Here is a 17851-nt window from a genome sequence, read left to right on the forward strand (position 1 = left end):
CTATTCACACCTGCTTTCAGTGTTTGAGAAGGTTCACGCCATCAAGCGAGGCGGACCTACGGGTTCGGAAGATGGACACCACGATCGCCAACCCGACCACGACTTCTGCAGCAGCAACGACCATGACGAAGAAGGAAAAAACCTGCCCCTGGAGATCGCCCCACATGCGTGAAAAGCTGACGAGCGCAAGATTCGCGGAATTCAGCATGATTTCCACTCCGAGAAGTGCAATCACGCCGTTGCGTCGGGTGAGAACAGTTGCTGCGCCGAGGGTAAAAAGCACGACGGCCAGCGCCACGTACCACAGAAGGTCCATTACTTTTCCTCTCCCTTTTCGGTGTGCGTTTCAGTGACCTGGTGTTCTTCGACGACGTCGGAGGCCTCAGGCGCGTCCACTTCTTGTGTTTTTCCCGTCGCGAGTTGGTGTCGCTTCGCTGCCGCCTCATAGTCGGGGGCAGCCACGCCTGGCATACCAGGAACAGATGCACGTGTGACGGCGCCGTATGTGGATGGGCCGTGCAAGCCAGGGCCGTTGGTGATGATATCGACCGCACCTGGCGACACCTCAGGCAACGAACGCCCTTGTCCACGAATGGCCAGAACACGGTTAATCGAGCCTTTAGCAGGTTTTCCACCGTATGTCAGCGATGGATTCGTTGACGAGTTCGACTCTGCGAACACACCAGCATTTGGAAGATGTCCTGGGTGGATGCCTTTTTCGGTGAAGTCGAGCATCTTTTGGGTCGCACTCTCACTTTGTGTCAGACGCGAATGGACCTTGTCACGATGAGTCAGCGTCATCGCACCCAGCGCTGCAACGATCAGAAGGCAGCCGGTGATTTCGAGCGTGAGAACAAAATTATTGAAGATCACGTGCGATACACCGACGGGGTTGCCGTTTGCGTTTGCTGCTTCCAGGCCGACGGGGAAGAGATCTTGTTTCAAATTCGCTGGCGCTTTGTCGAACCCTGTGCCGACAAAACCGAAGACCACTGCGATCAAGATCGCTGCGATACCGAGACCGCCAAGAATTGCAACCGGCTTTTGAGCCTTGAGCGTTTCATGTCCAGAGTCGGCTGAGTCAACACCAACCAGCATGAGGACGAACAAGAACATCATCAAAATTGCGCCCGTGTAGACGACCACCTGGGCGACACCCATGAAAGGAGCTTCCAGCATGGTGTACAGCACGGCGAGACAGACCATCACGAAAATCACGGAAATCGTGGTGTAGACAGCTTTGCGAGCAATCAACAGACCGTACGCCGCAGCGACAACCATCAGCGCCGCGATGATAAAGAATCCTACGGCCTCCGCCGTCGAGAGCGAAATTGCAGCTTGTGTCATCGTTCGTTCACCTCCACAACCTGTACTGTCTCAAGGGACGGATCATCTGGGCGGTGCTCGCGCACCCAATCGACCTGGTTCTGAGTTGGACCAGTGATATTGCCCTTGTAGTAGTCAGCGTCAGTTGTCCCCTCAACCATCGGATGAGGCGGTTGCAACATACCTTCTGCCAATGGAACGAGGAGGTTTTCCTTCTCGTAGATCATCGACTCGCGTGTCTGGCCAGCGATCTCAAATTCATTCGACATCGTCAAAGCGCGTGTTGGGCACGCTTGGATGCAGTATGCACAAAAGATGCATCGCAGGTAGTTAACTTGGTAAACGCGTCCGTAACGCTCCCCCGGCGAATACTGGGCATCGGGGGTATTCGCGTCAGCCTCGACGAGGATCGCGTCCGCTGGGCACGCCCATGCGCACAGCTCACAGCCAATGCACTTTTCCAGTCCGTCAGCATAGCGGTTGAGCTTATGAAGGCCGTGGTAACGAGGACGGATATGAGCCTCATTCTTTTTCTTCCCCGTATTGGGCAAGTACTGCTCGGTCACAACTGGACGGAACAACGTCGAGAATGTCACGCCAAATCCGGCCACGGGCGACAGCATACGGCCGATTGGACCCTTTTTGTTTGGGCTGTACTGCTCAGGATCGGGCTGATCGAAACGCTGCAGATTTTCGTTCGTATTTTCAGACATTTTCGGCCTCCTCAAGTGTGCGAGTAACGCGTGCTGACTGACGTCCTGCGCGCGGGGACGGCGGCAACTGTTGTCCTGGCAACGGCGGAACCGGATAGCCATTTTCGAATCCAGTGAACTCTTCCTGCGCACGTGCAACTTCGACTTCGTCTTGAGTCGGTGTGACACGATCATCCCCGAAAGCCACGATCAACATGATCAGGGAATAGCCGATTGCCAAAATCACCATGACAGCGCGCAGATTAATCGGGTAGGCCATGTTGATTCCCACAGCAATCATCACTAATGCCAGCCACCCAAGTGCGAATGGAATCAGGCCTTTCCAGCCGAGCTTCATGAATTGGTCATAGCGGAAACGGAGCAAAGTGCCACGGACCCAAATGAAGACGCACATGAAAGTCCAGGTCTTGAGCAGGAAGGTCAAGACCGGGAACCATCCAATGTTCGGATCTCCACCCCACAAGCTAAAGACCGCTGTGGTCATCGGATCAGCGTGCCAGCCACCAAAGAACAATGTCGTGGCGAGCATCGACAAGTTGAACATGTTGATGTACTCGGACAGGTAGTACCATCCGAACTTCATCGACGAGTACTCGGTGTGAGGGCCGGCGACAATCTCACCTTCAGCTTCGGGCAGATCGAATGGGAGTCGGTTGGCTTCACCAAACATCGTGACCAAGAAAATCAAGAATGCCGGCATCAACAAGATGACGTTCCACAACGAACCCTGCGCGTCCACAATTCCTGAGGTAGACATGGTATTCGCTGTGAGGAAGACGGTCACGAGTGACAGTCCCTGAGCAAGCTCATAAGAAATCATCTGCGTTGCGCTTCGAACCGAGCCGTAGAGCGGAAGCGTGGACTTTGCCGACCATCCACCGAAGACCAATCCATATTCGCCAAGAGCAGCAACCGCCAGCACAAATAACATCGCCACGGGCGAATCAGCGAGCTGGACCGGAGTGTGATGACCGAAGAGTGAAACTTCTGGGCCAAAGGGAATCACTGCAATCACAGTGAAAGCGGCGAGAGCTGAAATCGCTGGTGCAACGAAGTACACCCCGCGGTCAGCTCCGCGCAGGTTGAAGTCTTCCTTCACCAGAAGTTTCAGTGCATCGGGGAACGACTGGAAGAGTCCAAATGGTCCGACGACGTTTGGCCCGACTCGGTTCTGCATACGAGCGAGGAGCCTGCGCTCGACCCACAACGCGAAGATCACTGTCAGAATCAAGAAGACCACGGCCACAACAGCCTTAATCACCCAGATCCACCAGGTATCTTGCGAGAAGTCGGCGGCAACCCCACCCACTGTCAAGAAGTGGTTCACTTTGCGGCCTCCTTGGAGATGGTGACGACGTCGCCCGCCTGAGCGCCGATGAGCGCAATCTGCGAGAGGGAAGAATTCTGCGGAACCCACACGACGCCGTCGGGCATGGCAACCACCTGAAGATCCAGAGTGATTGAACCAGCAGGTCCCGTAATGGTCAGTGACTTGTCAGCGCCAGCACCACGAGCGGTAGCAGGCGACACCAAAGCCACAGACTTTCGAGCTGTTGCCGCCAGGTGCGGCTCGTTGCTCTGAAGAGCTCCAAGATCGAGCATCTGCTTCCAGGAGGCAAGTACTGCCTGGCCAGGAGCAATGATCGGCGCCGGAGCAGCCGACGTCGATGGCACCTGAGCACGCGCGCCATCCCACGTGCGCAACTGGGTGTATTCGTTTACCGCAGCTTCAAGGGTATCCAACCCAAGTTCAATGCCCATCTGGCTAGCCAAATCATTGAGAACAGCACGATCTGGCAGATGTGTCGAAGTCAGCGCCTGACCGAAGGGCCGCAAACGCCCTTCCCAGTTCACGAAGGTTCCGCCCTTTTCTGCGGGAGGAGCCACTGGCAAAGCCACATCAGCGAGCGCAAGGGTTTGCGTATCGCGCACTTCGAGTTGGACGGTGAAAACGTGATCGAGTGCCTCTTGAGCACCTGCAGGCAAGTCCGCAAGCTCAACTCCTGCGAGAAGCACAGCACCAAGTTCACCACGGCGTGCGGCATCGAGAATTTCACCAGTCGAACGACCGACGTTTTCCGGAAGCGAATCCACACCCCACACTGAGGCGACGTCCACGCGCGCTGCTGGATCTGAGACGAGTCGGCCTCCCGGCAAGAGATTTGGCATCGCACCAGCGTCAAGAGCACCGCGGTCACCTGCACGACGTGGGATCCACGCGAGGCGCGCGCCGGTACGCTGGGCCAGTGCCACTACTGCGGAAAGCGCACCGCGAGTTGCGCAGGTTCGCTCCCCCACCAAAATGACAGAACCCGGCTGAGCTAGATCAGCGAATGTCTCGCCGAAAATCCCCTCACCGGCGTCGGCAATTGCACCAAGGACTTCGGCTTCGGTGCCCGGAACAGCGGGGATGAAACGTGCATTCATCTTTGATGTTCCCAGTGACTTGTATGCCGAGATCACGGAAACGGAGGTGGTCTTGGCAAGGACTCCCTTACGCAGACGCAAGAAAACCGAACCGATTTCATCTTCTGCTTCGAGACCGACAGTCAGGACATGAGAGGCACGCTCAATGTCCGAATAGGTCACGCCGAGGCCAGTGCCTGCAACTGCGCAAGCAAGGAACTCGTTTTCTTCCTCTGAACCTGCACGAGTGCGGAAATCGATGTCGTTCGTACCCAGGACGACGCGTGCGAACTTCGCATAAGCATATGCGTCTTCCAAGGTAGCGCGGCCGCCAACGATGACGCCCACCCCCTTGGCCTTCGCAGCCGTCAGGCCCTTGGCAGCCTCGTTGATCGCTTCAAACCAGGAAACTGGTTCGTAAACGCCCTTTAAGCGGGGGTAGGAAAGACGATCAGAGGACTGCTGCCAGCGGAAGGCAAAGCGATCTTTGTCAGTGATCCAGTCCTCGTTGACTTCCATATCTTCGCTGGCCATGCGGCGAACAACCTCACCCCGTCGGTAATCTACGCGGATCGCGGAGCCGGAAGCATCGTGTTCGGTGACACCTGGTACGGAAACCAGATCGAAAGGACGAGCGCGGAAACGGTAGGCAGCTGATGTCAGTGCGCCAACTGGGCAAATTTGGATCACGTTTCCTGAGAAGTAGGACGCGAATGAACGGCCATCCGCAGCCGTTTGCATTGGCACCATCGGGCCAGCGGCAAAGCCTTCCGCGAGGCCACTTTCGCCACCTGGTCCGGAGAAGTCATTACTGACTACTGGTGCATGAGCCCCATCAACATCTTGGAAACCGAGCACAGTTCCGTCGAAGCCACCTACCTGAGAGCCAGGAAGCGAGTGAACCCCGTACCCTGGAGTGCCCCCGCCGCGGCCTTGAAGAGTGATAAAGGCATCGCCGGCAATCTGAGCCGAGAAACGTGTACAGCGCTGGCACAAAATACAACGATCACGATCGAGCAAGATTTGCGTGGACACTGAAATCGGCTTCGGATATGTACGCTTAATATCCACAAATCGCGACGTCGTGCGTCCGTCAGTCATCGCCTGATTCTGCAGCGGGCACTCGCCACCTTTGTCACACACGGGACAATCCATCGGGTGATTAATGAGGAGAAACTCCATCACGCCCTTCTGGGCTTTCTTGGCAACCTCGGAGGTTGCACCGGTGGAGATCTCCATCCCCTCAGAAACCGTCACAGCACACGATGGCTGCGGCTTTGGCATCTTGCGGACATTTCCTTCACGGTCTGGGGCTGCAACTTCAACGAGACACTGACGGCACGCAGCAGCCGGAGCCAGAAGCGGGTGATCGCAGAAACGCGGAATATGGACGCCAACTTTTTCCGCTGCGCGAATGATCAGCGTGCCCTTCGGAACCGATACTTCCTTGCCGTCAACATGGACGGTCACAAGCTCGACCGGAGTATTTTTTTCACTCATTTGACACCTACTTCGCCAAACACAACAGACTTCTCAGGCGGGTACAGCTGCGAGGCAGCTTTCTTTGTCCCCAGGACAAATTCGTCACGGAATAAACTGATGGCACTCTTGATCGGAGTTGCCGCAGCATCGCCGAGCGCACAGAATGAACGACCCGCAATATTCGAAGCAATTTCATCGATCAGATCGATATCGGATTCCTTTGCAGTTCCTGCTTCGAAACGATGCATAATCTGGCGCATCCAGAATGTGCCTTCTCGGCATGGGGTACATTTGCCGCATGATTCGTGCTGGTAGAAATCAGCCCAACGCGACACAACTCGAACCACTGACACCGTTTCATCGAAAACTTGGATCGCACGAGTTGCAAGCATCGACCCACCCTCAGCAACTTCCTCATAACCCAAAGGAATATCGAGATGATCAGGGGTAAACAGAGGTGCCGATGAGCCACCAATGGCATAGAACTTGAGCTCGTGTCCTTCGCGAATTCCTCCAGCAAGTTCGAGCAGCTCTCGCATGGTGATACCAAACGGGGCCTCGTATTGGCCTGGACGCTTCACGTGGCCGGACAAGGAGAAAATTCCGTGCCCACGAGAGTTCTTCGTATTGGCACCCATCGCCTGGAACCACTCAGTGCCGTTAACCAAAATTCCTGGAATCGACGAAATCGATTCCACATTGTTGATCACCGTTGGGCGTGCGTAAAGACCCTCAGCAGCAGGAAACGGGGGCTTGAGACGAGGCTGACCGCGGTAGCCTTCAAGCGAATCGAGAAGTGCTGTTTCCTCTCCGCAGATGTAGGCGCCGGCGCCAGCATGAACGGTGATGTCGAGGTCATAATCTCGGTTCGGTCCGCGCCCGGTTCCCAAGATTCCTGCTTCACGTGCCTCACGCACTGCCGCCATCAGACGTCGGTAAACGTGAACGACTTCGCCACGTAAGTAGATAAATCCACGATTGCCCCCGATGGCGAGCAAGCAGATCGCCATTCCCTCAATGAGAAGGTGAGGATTGGCCATCAGGTGCGGGATGTCTTTGCAGGTACCTGGCTCAGATTCGTCTGCGTTGACCACGAGGTAACGCGGACCACCGTCGGCAGGTGGAAGGAATGACCATTTCAGACCGGTCGGGAAGCCTGCACCGCCGCGGCCACGCAAGCCAGATTCCTTCACGAGGTTGGTGATGGCACCAGGCTCGGACGCCATCTGCCATGCTTTCTCCAGGCCCTTGTACCCGCCGTTTGCACGGTACGCATCCAAAGTCCATGAGCGCTCCTTGTCCCACATATCTGTCAGGACCGGTGAGAGCGTGCCTGGTGCGCTGTATTGAGTCACTGTGCCTCTCCTTCCGGTTGTGGTGCGCTCCATCCGCGTTCGCGAGCGATTTCGAGACCAGCAAGTGACGCCGGACCGGCCGACGGGCCTTCGTTGACGTGGCCGTCTTCAAATCCTGCGAGCACATGCTCGATTTCCTTGAAAGTATGAACTTTTTCAGGTCCACGAGTGGGGTGGATATCGCGACCAGCACGGATGTCGTCAACGATTTCTTTCGCCGACGTCGGGGTCTGGTTATCGAAAAACTCCCAGTTGACCATGATCACCGGCGCATAGTCACATCCGGCATTACATTCGAGCTGCTCAAGAGTGATCTTGCCGTCCGGTGTGGTCTCGTCATGTCCGACGCCAAGGTAATTGGTCAACTCTTCCCAAATTGCGTCACCACCCATGACAGCACACAACGCATTGGTGCAAACGCCAACATTGTATTCACCGTTGGGGTGACGGCGATATTGTGAGTAGAAAGTGGCAACGGCGGAAACTTCTGCCTTCGTCAGGCCAAGAAGATCCGCAACAAGTGCGATGCCTCGTGGAGAGCAAAAACCATCCTCAGACTGAACCAGGTGCAGCAGCGGCATGATAGCACTGCGCGACTGTGGGTAACGCGCAATCACTTCTGCACCTTCACGGCGCAAGCGCTCCTCTACCTCAGGGGTGTACGGGGTAGCCATCAGCGATCAACTCCTCCCATCACAGGATCGATAGCCGCGAGAGCCATGATGGTGTCAGCGAGGAACGATCCCTCAGACATCAGGGCGAGCGACTGTAGGTTGTTGTAGCTTGGGTCACGGAAGTGTGCGCGGTAGGGGCGGGTACCACCATCGGAAACGACGTGGACGCCAAGAATTCCCTTAGCGTGCTCCACCAGCTGGTATGCCTGACCTGCGGGAACGCGGAAGCCTTCGGTGACGAGTTTGAAATGGTGGATCAAGGATTCCATTGATTGGGTCATGATTTCCTCGACGTGCTCGGCACAGGAACCTTGGCCGTCCGATCCAATCGAGAGACGTGCTGGCCAAGCGATCTTCTTGTCAGCAATCATGACGGGTTCGCCTTCGGTGCGATCAAGCTCATCGAGAACCTGATAGCAGATGCGAATAGACTGAAGAGCTTCTTCAAAACGAATCTGCACACGCGTGTAGGCGTCTGCTTTATCACGAACAGGTACGTCAAACTCGTACTTTTCGTAACCACAGTATGGCTGCGTTTTACGAAGGTCCGCTGGCAGACCAGCAGCACGAAGTGAGGGGCCTGTCATTGACAACGCCATCATGGATGTCAGCGGAGAGACAGCAACGTCCTCGTGACGGATCTTAAAGATCGGGTTATCGAGGGTGAGATCCATCATTTCTGAAATCGTCAAACGAACCTTGGGCAGGAGCTCACGAATGTAGTCGGTCCCGCCTGCTGGGAGGTCTTCAAGAACTCCGCCTGGGCGGATGAACTCGTTATTCATACGAAGACCGGTGATGTCCTCCATGATACGCAGGATATCTTCACGCGCACGGAAAGCGAGGGTCAGCATCGTCGTCGCGCCAAGCTCGTTTCCGGCTGAGCCGACGGCCACGATGTGGGAAGAAATGCGCGTCAATTCCATCAGGAGCACGCGAATTGCGCTGGCACGCTGCGGAATCTGGTCAGTGATCCCGAGCAACTTCTCTACCGCCAGGCAGTAAGCAACTTCCTGGAAGGTTGGGGCCACATAATCCATTCGGGTGCAGTACGCAACGCCTTGAGTCCAGGTGCGGTACTCCATGTTCTTCTCGATACCAGTATGAAGGAATCCGGTCGAAGCTTTCACTTCGCGAACGTATTCACCGTCGAGTTCGAATTGCAGACGCAAAACGCCGTGGGTTGCTGGGTGAACCGGTCCGAGATTGACGACGATATGCTCCTCGCCAATTTCCTCGGCTTCACGAGCAATATCTGCCCAATCCCCGCCGGCCGATTCGTACGAACCGTATCCGGCGACTTCTGCTTCATTAATTGCGCCCATTGCGCGAGGCTGATCTGCCATCAGTTGTACTCCCTCCTGGTATCCGGCGGCGGAACGACTGCGCCCTTGTATTCAACGGGAATACCCCCGAGTGGGTAGTCCTTGCGCTGGGGGTGACCGACCCAATCGTCAGGCATCGCCGAACGAACGAGCGCAGGATGTCCGTCGAACACAATTCCCATCAGATCGAATGCCTCACGCTCGGACCAGTCGTCCCCCGGATACACCGACACGAGCGACGGCATACGTGGATCGTCGTCGGGAGCGGTCACTTCCAGGGCAATCATGCGATTATGCGTGAACGAGAAGAGAGGGAAGTACCCGTGGAGCTCGCGGCCCTGATCTTGCGGGTAGTGAACTGCAGAAACGCCGAGTGTCATCTCAAAACGCAAATCCTGATCGTCGCGGCAGTAACGAGCGACAGTCAGCAGATTGTCACGCGGCACAAAAATCACGAGTTGGCCGTTTTGCGTTGACACTTTTTCGATGAGTTGTTCAGGAGCGAAACCGTCACTTGCACCGAGTTCGAGGATGATATCGACGACGTCGTCGAACCAGCCTCCGTACGGGCGGGTTGCTGGAGGTGCGACGACGGCGATTTCACGTTGCGTAGAAAATCCCGTCGTATCACCGCTGTCTTTCACGCCCCACATACCAGATCGCCGGGCGATCACTTCGGGGCCGACTGCGCCCGCAGGCGCAATTTCGTTATTGCTCACCTCAAAAGTCCCTTCTTATCCTCGAGGGGCATTGCCTTCAGGGCAGCTTCTTCAGCTGCACGAGCCACACGCTTACGATGTTCGCCAATCGGCGCACCTTCGATTACTCCATTACGCAACTCGAAAATCGCATTGATGAGCATCTCCGGGCGTGGAGGGCAACCCGGCAAGTAGACATCAACGGGAACGATATGGTCGATTCCTTGGACCACGGAGTAGTTGTTGAACATGCCGCCAGTCGATGCACAGACGCCCATGGAAATCACCCATTTCGGCTCCATGAGTTGGTCATACGTATGACGCACGACAGGTGCCATTTTCTGCGAGACTCGGCCAGAGACAATCATGAGATCTGCCTGACGCGGCGATGCTCGAAAGACTTCCATTCCAATTCGTGAAGCGTCAAAACGAACTGCTCCGAATGCCATCATTTCGATTGCACAACAGGCCAGTCCCATCGTCACTGGCCAAATAGAGCGAGCCTTCGCCCACCCCAACACGCTTTCAATAGCTCCGAGCGCCTTGCCTGGATCCGTGTCCATGTTTACTTCACTCATCATTACTCCCATTCAAGTCCGCCACGCCGCCACTCATACAAGAACGGCACGGTGATCAGGGCGACGAAGACACCGATTGCGATGATGCCGCCGAGGCCAAGAGCTTCGTGATTGACAGCCCACGGGTAGAGGAACACAACCTCGATATCGAACACAATGAATGTCATCGCCGTCAGGAAGTACTTCACCGGGAAACGGCCAGCACTGCCTGCATTCGGGGTAGCTTCCACACCACACTCATAGTTCGATACCTTCACGCGGTTGTAGCGCTTCGGACCGAGAATTGCACTCATCATCAGACCGCCGGCGGCAATTGCGAGTGCCGCCGCGATCATAATGAGGATCGGAATGTTTCCAGACATTGGACCTCCACCTTTTTCTTTAAACGTTCCGAGCCCCGAGTTTTTCGCTCAGAGCTTTCACTGACACTGTATAACTTGTTGGAGACATTTTCCGTCCAAGCTGTCTCACGCCCGCGGCACCACCTTCGTTGCCGCAGTGATCACACGATCCATCCAGTCACCACCACGTCGGTCATAGGCGTCCGATAAGAGCTTCATCACCAGCTTCATCAGAGTTTTTCTTGGCAGGCCATACTTCACGCACGCACGCATAATCGCCGGTTTCTCAATGAGCCACGCAAACGCGCGTCCAAGCGTGTAGTAACCACCCAGCTCGTTTCGCATCGTCTCAACGTAGCCTTCCATCACAGCGTCACGCTCACGATCATTGGTGCGCACGAGCGCCTGCGTGAGATAGTCCGCCACAATACGACCCGAAGCAAGTGCGTACGCAATTCCCTCACCATTGAAAGGAGACACCATGCCGCCGGCGTCGCCGACGAGGGCAAGGCCGTCGGCGTATAAAGGCTGACGATTAAATGCCATCGGAAGCGCGGCACTCTTGATCTTGCCGACCTGATTCTCTTCGGTGAGTTCCCATTCGGCGGGAGTGTTTTCGAGCCAGGTTTTGAAGACCTTACGGTAGTCGATCCCTGTCGGCGCTGCTGTCGATGACAAAGACCCCAGTCCGACGTTGACGAGTCCTTCACCGACCGGGAAAATCCACGCGTAACCCGGCAGTTGCTCAGATTTACCTGGCTTGCCCGCCCACAACTCCAGCTGCGATTCCATCAATGTGGTGGTGGCCAGAGGCGAACGGAAGTAGGCGCGCACAGCGACACCCATTGGACGCTTCGGATCCTTTTCACGTCCGACAGAGGTTGCTAAGCGAGCTGAGACGCCGCCCGCATCGACGACGAAATCTGCGTGAATTTCATATTCTTCCTTCGCACCAGCACTCTCGCGAGCGGTCACCCCAACGACGCGACCCTTGCCATCACGAATCGCACCAGTGACAGTGATTCCTTCCAGGAGGCGCGCACCAGACGCCTGGGCGTGGCGAATCAGTTCTTCATCGAGCACTTCACGGCGTCGTCCCGAACCATAATTCGGTTGCGATGCGAGTATTGGCCACGGCACTTCTACGACATTTCCAGCACCAGCGCCACGGATTCCGTAGTTTCGAACCCAACCGTCCTCTTCACGCATCGCCATTCCCATGCGCACAAGCTCAACAACAGTTCGTGGGGTGAGCCCGTCACCACAGGTCTTATCACGCGGGAAGATGGCCTTTTCAACGACGAGGACGTCGATCCCGTTTTTCGCGAGATAGTGCGCAGTTGATGCACCGCCTGGGCCGCCACCAACCACGACAACTGTGGCTTGCTCAATCCGCACAGATCTGCCCTCCCCGACCACCATTGGCTTTTTATTACTTATTCCAAACTAGTCTAGCCGCGTCATTCAAGGGAAAAGTAATTAACACCAGCCGAATTACGAAAGAGTTTTGTGCCGTATATATCAGCTCACAGGACCACAGTTGCACGCTCCGAAATGAAAAATGTGGGCAAGGGATACGCCCTTTGCCCACATTTTTCATTCTTACTTCCAGGCCCGATGCAATGCCACGATTCCGCCGGACAGATTCTTAAATTCGACGTCGTGCCAGCCCGCACGCTGGATCCACTTCGCAAAGCCACGCTGGGCAGGCCACTGACGAATCGACTCAACAAGATAGTCGTACGCAGGCGGATCAGAGGAGAACCTTGCAGCCAACGGCATCACCGAAGAGAGGAAGAAACTGTAGAGCTGATTAAATGCAACATTCGACGGCGACGAAAACTCCGCCACAACCAACCGACCGCCAGGCTTGACCACGCGATACATTTCTTTCAATGCCTGATGCGGGTCGTTGACATTGCGAATGCCGTAAGAAATCGTCACCGCATCGAAGGTGTTGTCATCGAAAGGCAGATTCATTGCATCGCCTTGGACGAATTCCAGATGGGGATAGCGACGCTTTCCCTCCTCAATCATCCCGGCGGAGAAGTCGAGGGCAACGACGTCGGCGCCTTCCTTAGCGTACTGTGCTGCGGACGTGCCCGTGCCAGCGGCAAGATCGAGGATCTTTTCACCCGGCTTCGGCGCAATCGCCGCCGTTGTGGTGCGGCGCCAGCTAAAAATCTGGCCGCCTGTCAACACGGTGTTCATCAGGTCGTACTTCGCAGCAACGTCGTCGAACATGCTCGACACGTCACCCGGCTTCTTGTCCAATGTGGCTCGCTTCATACAAAGCATTTAACCACCTGTGCGAGTAGGATTCTTGTCCATGTTGACGATGCCACAGCTACGAGCACAGACCACCCGACTTCCCCACCTGCCTAATCTGGAGGCTCTCATCCCCGACGTCGGGGCGCATGTCTGGCTACATGGCGACGATGGACTTGTGGGAGCCGGGGTCGCGGCTCGGCTCGATCTAGAGCCGCGAGGAGATGAGAATGCCGACGACTCGCGCCGATTTGCTCAAGCCTCACAATGGTGGAAACTGTTGAGCGACAAGGCCGAAATTCGCGACGACGTGGTCAGACCCGGTACTGGTTTAGTCTCGTTCGGATCGTTTTCTTTTGACGCCTCTTCACCTGCAGGCTCAGTGTTGCTCGTTCCCCAGGTCCTCGTGGGACGACGCGGAGATGACGCGTGGGTAACGATCACCGGCGTCGTCGGAGTTGATGTTTTCGACACGCTTGACGATTCTGCGAAAGCTCTCCTCGATCACGCGCTGAAAGGAACGTCCCTCCCGCTTAAGGCAATGCCGCCCTTCACTATCGATGACACGTCCGGTGAGCAATTTCTCGACAACGTTCGCCACACGCTCTCGGCGATCGCACAAGGACAGGCAGAAAAGGTCGTGATTGCACGGTCCATCGACATCACTGCAGAAGAAGATCTTCCACAGCGCACGCTGGCCACTCATCTCCACCAGTCCTACCCGCAGTGCTGGACATTTAACGTTGATGGTCTGATCGGCGCGACGCCGGAGATGTTGGCGCAAACAAGCGCACAGGGAATCACCGTGCGCGTGCTGGCAGGAACAGGTTCTCCCGACGCACACGATCTCATGACTGCGAAAAATCGTGCTGAACACGATCTCGCAGCCGCGAGCGCACGCAGCGCCCTCGAAAAGCTCGGTTCCGTGAGCGCCAGTGAGCCCTTTGCACTCAAACTCGCGAATGTTTCGCATATCGCGACTGACTTGATTGCTACCCCATCTTTTGACGCCACAGCATTGCACATCGCTGGAGCGCTCCACCCCACCGCAGCACTGGGAGGCACGCCGCGTGGCGCAGCGATGGACATGATCGCTGAACTCGAACCCGCTCAGCGTGATCGCTACGGGGCACCGGTCGGCTGGATGGATGCCAAAGGTGAAGGACAGTGGGCCGTGGCTATTCGTTGCTTGCATATGCTGACCCCGTCACATGCGCGGGCTTGGGCAGGAGCAGGGATCGTCGAAGGATCGGATCCCGACAGCGAATATAGAGAAACTCGCGCGAAGTTCGCTCCGATTCTCACGGCGTTACATGCTGGCTCTCACAACGAGTAGCAGTTAAGACAAAAGTGGCTGTTCCTTCAAGTGGAACAGCCACTTTGCCATTTACTTTGCGTCTGGACGTGTCACCAAGGTGGCATCGACGTCGAGCAGTTTGCCATCACGGTCGAATGTCACAGTGACGACGTCACCGCTCTTGTACTGGCGGACATATCCTGTCAGCGACGTGCCGCCAGAAACGTTATGTCCATCAATCTTGGTGATAACGTCACCAGGACGGATGCCTGCCTTCGCTGCTGGAGTGCCTGGGGTGACCGACTGGACTTGAGCGCCGATTCGCGCCTGCCCATTGAACTGGGCAACGCCGTCGGAAATTGTCACACCGAAAAAGGCATGTTCTGCCACACCGTTCTTAATGAGCTGATCGGCAACGTTTTTTGCCAGATTCACAGGAATTGCAAATCCCAAGCCAATTGATCCTGCTTGTCGCCCACGCAATTGCCCGATCGATGCAATCGAAGAGGCAATACCGACAACGCGTCCTTCAGAATCAAAAACCGGCCCACCAGAATTCCCTGGGTTCACCGCAGCATCGATCTGGATCGCGTTAGTCACCACTGGGGTGGCCTGGCGTGTAGCGAAAGGATCTGCATTTTCGCCGCGTGTGGTGACTGGACGGTCAAGGGCGGAGATGATCCCCGTGGTCATCGTCGCTTCCAAACCGAGCGGATTTCCAATTGCTGCAACGGCTTGACCGACTTTGACTTGAGAAGAATCGCCAATTTGTGCGAATGCAAGATCTTTTGGCGGCTCAACCAGCTTGATGACTGCCAGATCTGTGGCCGGATCAGTTCCAACGAGCTTAGCTTTAAACACACGCCCGTCTGCAAGTGAGATAAGGAGTTGTTCTGCACCGGAAATAACGTGGTTATTGGTAATGATGTGGCCGTCTTTGTCAATAATGACGCCCGAGCCTGCAGAAGACCCCTCCTGCGAAGAGTTGGTAATAGCAACAACAGCTGGACTCACTGCCCGATGGACTGCTTGCCAGTCAGGCGCATTGTTCGCAGCCTGTTTCACTACCGCAGTGCTGCCGCCAGTGTGAGTCGATGACACTGCGGCAGGGCGTGCTTTACCAAAGTCGGCATAAACCGCCCCATATCCGATTCCACCTCCAACGAGGGCAGCAACGATGGAGGCTGCGATAACAGCTGACCAGCCCGGGCGAGTTTTCTTTGTCTTCTTTGCTCCCTCAGTCGCCGCTTGTATATTTTCGGGCGTCGAATCGAAGGAGATATTTTCGTTCCCTAAAGTCGCCTGTTGGGCACTGAACGCCGCCTGTTGACCACTGAAAGTCGCCTGTTGACCACTGAACGCCGACGCCGGCTGCGCGGGTGGTGTTTGTGTGCTCTCCTGCCCAATGTTCGACGCGGGCAGCGGTTGCGTAGATCGTTCAGGCTGAGCCTGCACGGAGGATTGAGAGAACATCGACTGCGGCGCCTGCATCTGCGGTTGTCCTGGGGACTGAGACTGTGAGGCCGGTAGATTCATCGAAGGCTGTGACTGGCGTGGTTCTTCACCACTTGGCTGACGCTCTTGGTCAAATTCTTCATTCATTTCGTATACCTCACTTTTTCACGTACTTTGCACACAACACTCACAAGGTGCTTTTTACTGTGCCAACACAACAAAGATTTCACTAAGAACTCATCCTAAAATGGAAATCTTCTGGAAGTTTTCTGGAAGGATTGCGCCGAAAGCGAACTGCATCGTTATGCTGGGGGAAGACTGTTTTCAATTTCCTCTTGAAGCGCACGACGTTGACTTTTGAGTACTTGGACTGGCTGCGAACCGAGATCAATATACACAATCCGCACGCCCTGAGGCTTTCGCGCAAGAGCGCTGCGCAACTGAGACATGTTCTCCACCTTCTCAAACGCCACACCAACTGCATGTGCATAAGCGCGTATATCAATTTCTTTCGCAGTCGCAAAAACGCGCGAATATAACTGTTGGGGAGCTTGCCCGTGTTCAAGTGTTGCGAAAATAGATCCCCCATGATCGTCAATCACGACTACATCGAGATTTACTCTTTCTTGTCCCGCTGTATGAACCAAGGAACCGAGATCGTGAATAAACGTCAAATCTCCGATAACAACACGAGCGCTTCCTCGAACCATTGCTATCCCAATTGCAGTGGATATAGTCCCATCAATCCCTGCCAAACCACGATTCGCCATAAACGAGTGCCCCTCCCCTACGGGAGCAAAGAGATTCACTTCGCGAATGATCGAGGACGCACCCAGCAGCGTCGGCACGCGCGGATCAAGTGAGCGCGCAATATTGGCAAACGACAATTCCTCTCCTGCACGGGCATCGAGCACTCCGCCCGCTATACGAGCCAAAGCCTTCCACTGGGAAAGCCAGTGCGTATCCCACGTCGCCATGCCAAGAGCTTGCTCAAGCGGAAGGATACGAGCCACACCAGCAACATCGGTGTAAGTCGGCACATCGTCGGCCACCACAATGTCAATATCACTCCTGGATAACAGCTGCGACACCTCGCGGGTTAAGGTTGGATGCCCGATCACCACGACGCGCTCAATATGCTTCGCTAACTGACTTCGCAAAAGAATTGGGTGGCAGGCAATTGCCGACGCCGAACCCCACAGCGGACTCGAAGGCTCAGCAAGCACAGGCACCCCGGCAAGATCATTGGCCTCCACACGCAGATGCGTTGGCGCAGCAATGACAACGGTCTTCGCATCTTCCACCTGGACAGATTGTTCACGGCAATCACGTTCAACCGTCTCCCAGGAAGTTGAGGGCACCAATGGCGGCTCAAAACCAATATTGAGCTGGACTGGGCCAGGGCCAGCAGATTCAAGAGCCACACCCGTCGCAATCCTCACAGCGCGCGTGAGAATCCCGTGCAGCGAATTGTCCTTCGTGCCAGCTGGAAGATCGAACTGCGCCCGCACAGAACCACGCAAAACAGCGAGCTGATCAGTGGTTTGTGAAGCCCCTACACCTCGCAGTGAATGAGGCCGATCCGCAGTGAGCGCAATTACCGCTGCTCCTGCACGGTGAGCCTCTTCCAATGCTGGGTGCAAATTCGCAACCGCACTCCCCGACGTCGTCACAACTGCCGTTACTGTGCCCGCTAAAGCATTACCCAGAGCAACAAAAGCACCCACGCGCTCATCGGTTTCTACGTGCAAAGTCAACATCCCCGCCCGCTCGGCGTCGTAAAGCGCATAGGCAAGCGGAGCTGAACGCGAACCAGGACACAAGATAAACGTTGTCACTCCCGCCCGCACCAAAGCAGAGATTACCGTGCGTGCAACGCGCTCAGATGTCATTATGCCCTCATTCCTCACTCATGCTCCGTCTTGTCCCTGCA

Annotated in this window: 16 protein-coding genes; 1 reads left to right on the top strand and 15 read right to left on the bottom strand. The window is 55.7% G+C overall.

Going from position 1 to position 17851, the window contains the following annotated elements:
• Window positions 1-16: 16 nt before the first annotated feature.
• From nuoK to P7079_RS06750, 13 genes are all read right to left on the bottom strand, one after another.
• Window positions 17-316, bottom strand: a complete 300-nt coding sequence (gene nuoK / locus P7079_RS06690) for an NADH-quinone oxidoreductase subunit NuoK (RefSeq protein WP_278012504.1) — start codon at window positions 314-316, stop codon at window positions 17-19.
• Window positions 316-1347, bottom strand: coding sequence for an NADH-quinone oxidoreductase subunit J (locus P7079_RS06695; RefSeq protein ID WP_278012505.1), 1032 nt, complete (start codon window positions 1345-1347; stop codon window positions 316-318). Before P7079_RS06695 ends, nuoK begins: the two co-directional genes overlap by 1 nt.
• Complete coding sequence (gene nuoI, locus P7079_RS06700) at window positions 1344-2039, bottom strand: NADH-quinone oxidoreductase subunit NuoI (RefSeq protein ID WP_376986682.1); 696 nt, start codon at window positions 2037-2039, stop codon at window positions 1344-1346. The genes P7079_RS06695 and nuoI overlap by 4 nt, the downstream gene beginning before the upstream one ends.
• Window positions 2032-3366 carry an NADH-quinone oxidoreductase subunit NuoH gene (gene nuoH / locus P7079_RS06705; protein ID WP_278012506.1) on the bottom strand — a complete coding sequence of 445 codons (1335 nt, stop codon included), beginning with the start codon at window positions 3364-3366 and terminating at the stop codon, window positions 2032-2034. Before nuoH ends, nuoI begins: the two co-directional genes overlap by 8 nt.
• Window positions 3363-5945: an NADH-quinone oxidoreductase subunit G gene (locus P7079_RS06710; protein ID WP_278012507.1), complete on the bottom strand. Its 2583-nt coding sequence runs from the start codon at window positions 5943-5945 to the stop codon at window positions 3363-3365. The genes nuoH and P7079_RS06710 overlap by 4 nt, the downstream gene beginning before the upstream one ends.
• A complete protein-coding gene (gene nuoF / locus P7079_RS06715; protein WP_376986679.1) occupies window positions 5942-7315 on the bottom strand; it encodes an NADH-quinone oxidoreductase subunit NuoF in 1374 nt (457 codons plus the stop codon). The genes P7079_RS06710 and nuoF overlap by 4 nt, the downstream gene beginning before the upstream one ends.
• Window positions 7279-7956 carry an NADH-quinone oxidoreductase subunit NuoE gene (gene nuoE, locus P7079_RS06720; protein WP_278012508.1) on the bottom strand — a complete coding sequence of 226 codons (678 nt, stop codon included), beginning with the start codon at window positions 7954-7956 and terminating at the stop codon, window positions 7279-7281. The genes nuoF and nuoE overlap by 37 nt, the downstream gene beginning before the upstream one ends.
• A complete protein-coding gene (locus P7079_RS06725; RefSeq protein WP_278013627.1) occupies window positions 7956-9281 on the bottom strand; it encodes an NADH-quinone oxidoreductase subunit D in 1326 nt (441 codons plus the stop codon). The genes nuoE and P7079_RS06725 overlap by 1 nt, the downstream gene beginning before the upstream one ends.
• A gap of 20 nt (window positions 9282-9301) precedes the next feature.
• Window positions 9302-10000, bottom strand: a complete 699-nt coding sequence (locus P7079_RS06730; RefSeq protein ID WP_278012509.1) for an NADH-quinone oxidoreductase subunit C — start codon at window positions 9998-10000, stop codon at window positions 9302-9304.
• Window positions 9997-10557, bottom strand: coding sequence for an NADH-quinone oxidoreductase subunit B (locus P7079_RS06735; protein ID WP_340689358.1), 561 nt, complete (start codon window positions 10555-10557; stop codon window positions 9997-9999). Before P7079_RS06735 ends, P7079_RS06730 begins: the two co-directional genes overlap by 4 nt.
• Window positions 10558-10559: 2 nt before the next feature.
• Window positions 10560-10919, bottom strand: a complete 360-nt coding sequence (locus P7079_RS06740; RefSeq protein WP_278012511.1) for an NADH-quinone oxidoreductase subunit A — start codon at window positions 10917-10919, stop codon at window positions 10560-10562.
• A gap of 105 nt (window positions 10920-11024) precedes the next feature.
• Window positions 11025-12320, bottom strand: a complete 1296-nt coding sequence (locus P7079_RS06745) for a geranylgeranyl reductase family protein (protein WP_278012512.1) — start codon at window positions 12318-12320, stop codon at window positions 11025-11027.
• Window positions 12321-12500: 180 nt separating this feature from the next.
• A complete protein-coding gene (locus tag P7079_RS06750) occupies window positions 12501-13187 on the bottom strand; it encodes a demethylmenaquinone methyltransferase (RefSeq protein ID WP_376986739.1) in 687 nt (228 codons plus the stop codon).
• Between the two features lie 40 nt (window positions 13188-13227).
• On the opposite strand from P7079_RS06750, the gene P7079_RS06755 reads away from it, so the two are divergent.
• The gene (locus tag P7079_RS06755) at window positions 13228-14502 is read left to right on the top strand and encodes an isochorismate synthase (RefSeq protein ID WP_278012514.1); all 1275 of its coding nucleotides are present in this window, start codon (window positions 13228-13230) and stop codon (window positions 14500-14502) included.
• 51 nt (window positions 14503-14553) lie between these two features.
• Here the strand turns inward: P7079_RS06755 and P7079_RS06760 are convergent, their stop codons facing one another.
• Window positions 14554-16065, bottom strand: coding sequence for a trypsin-like peptidase domain-containing protein (locus P7079_RS06760; RefSeq protein ID WP_278012515.1), 1512 nt, complete (start codon window positions 16063-16065; stop codon window positions 14554-14556).
• A gap of 155 nt (window positions 16066-16220) precedes the next feature.
• Window positions 16221-17810: a 2-succinyl-5-enolpyruvyl-6-hydroxy-3-cyclohexene-1-carboxylic-acid synthase gene (menD, locus tag P7079_RS06765; RefSeq protein WP_278012516.1), complete on the bottom strand. Its 1590-nt coding sequence runs from the start codon at window positions 17808-17810 to the stop codon at window positions 16221-16223.
• Window positions 17811-17851: the final 41 nt, after the last annotated feature.

It is taken from the genome of Arcanobacterium canis (assembly GCF_029625435.1).
GTDB classification, from domain to species: domain Bacteria; phylum Actinomycetota; class Actinomycetes; order Actinomycetales; family Actinomycetaceae; genus Arcanobacterium; species Arcanobacterium canis.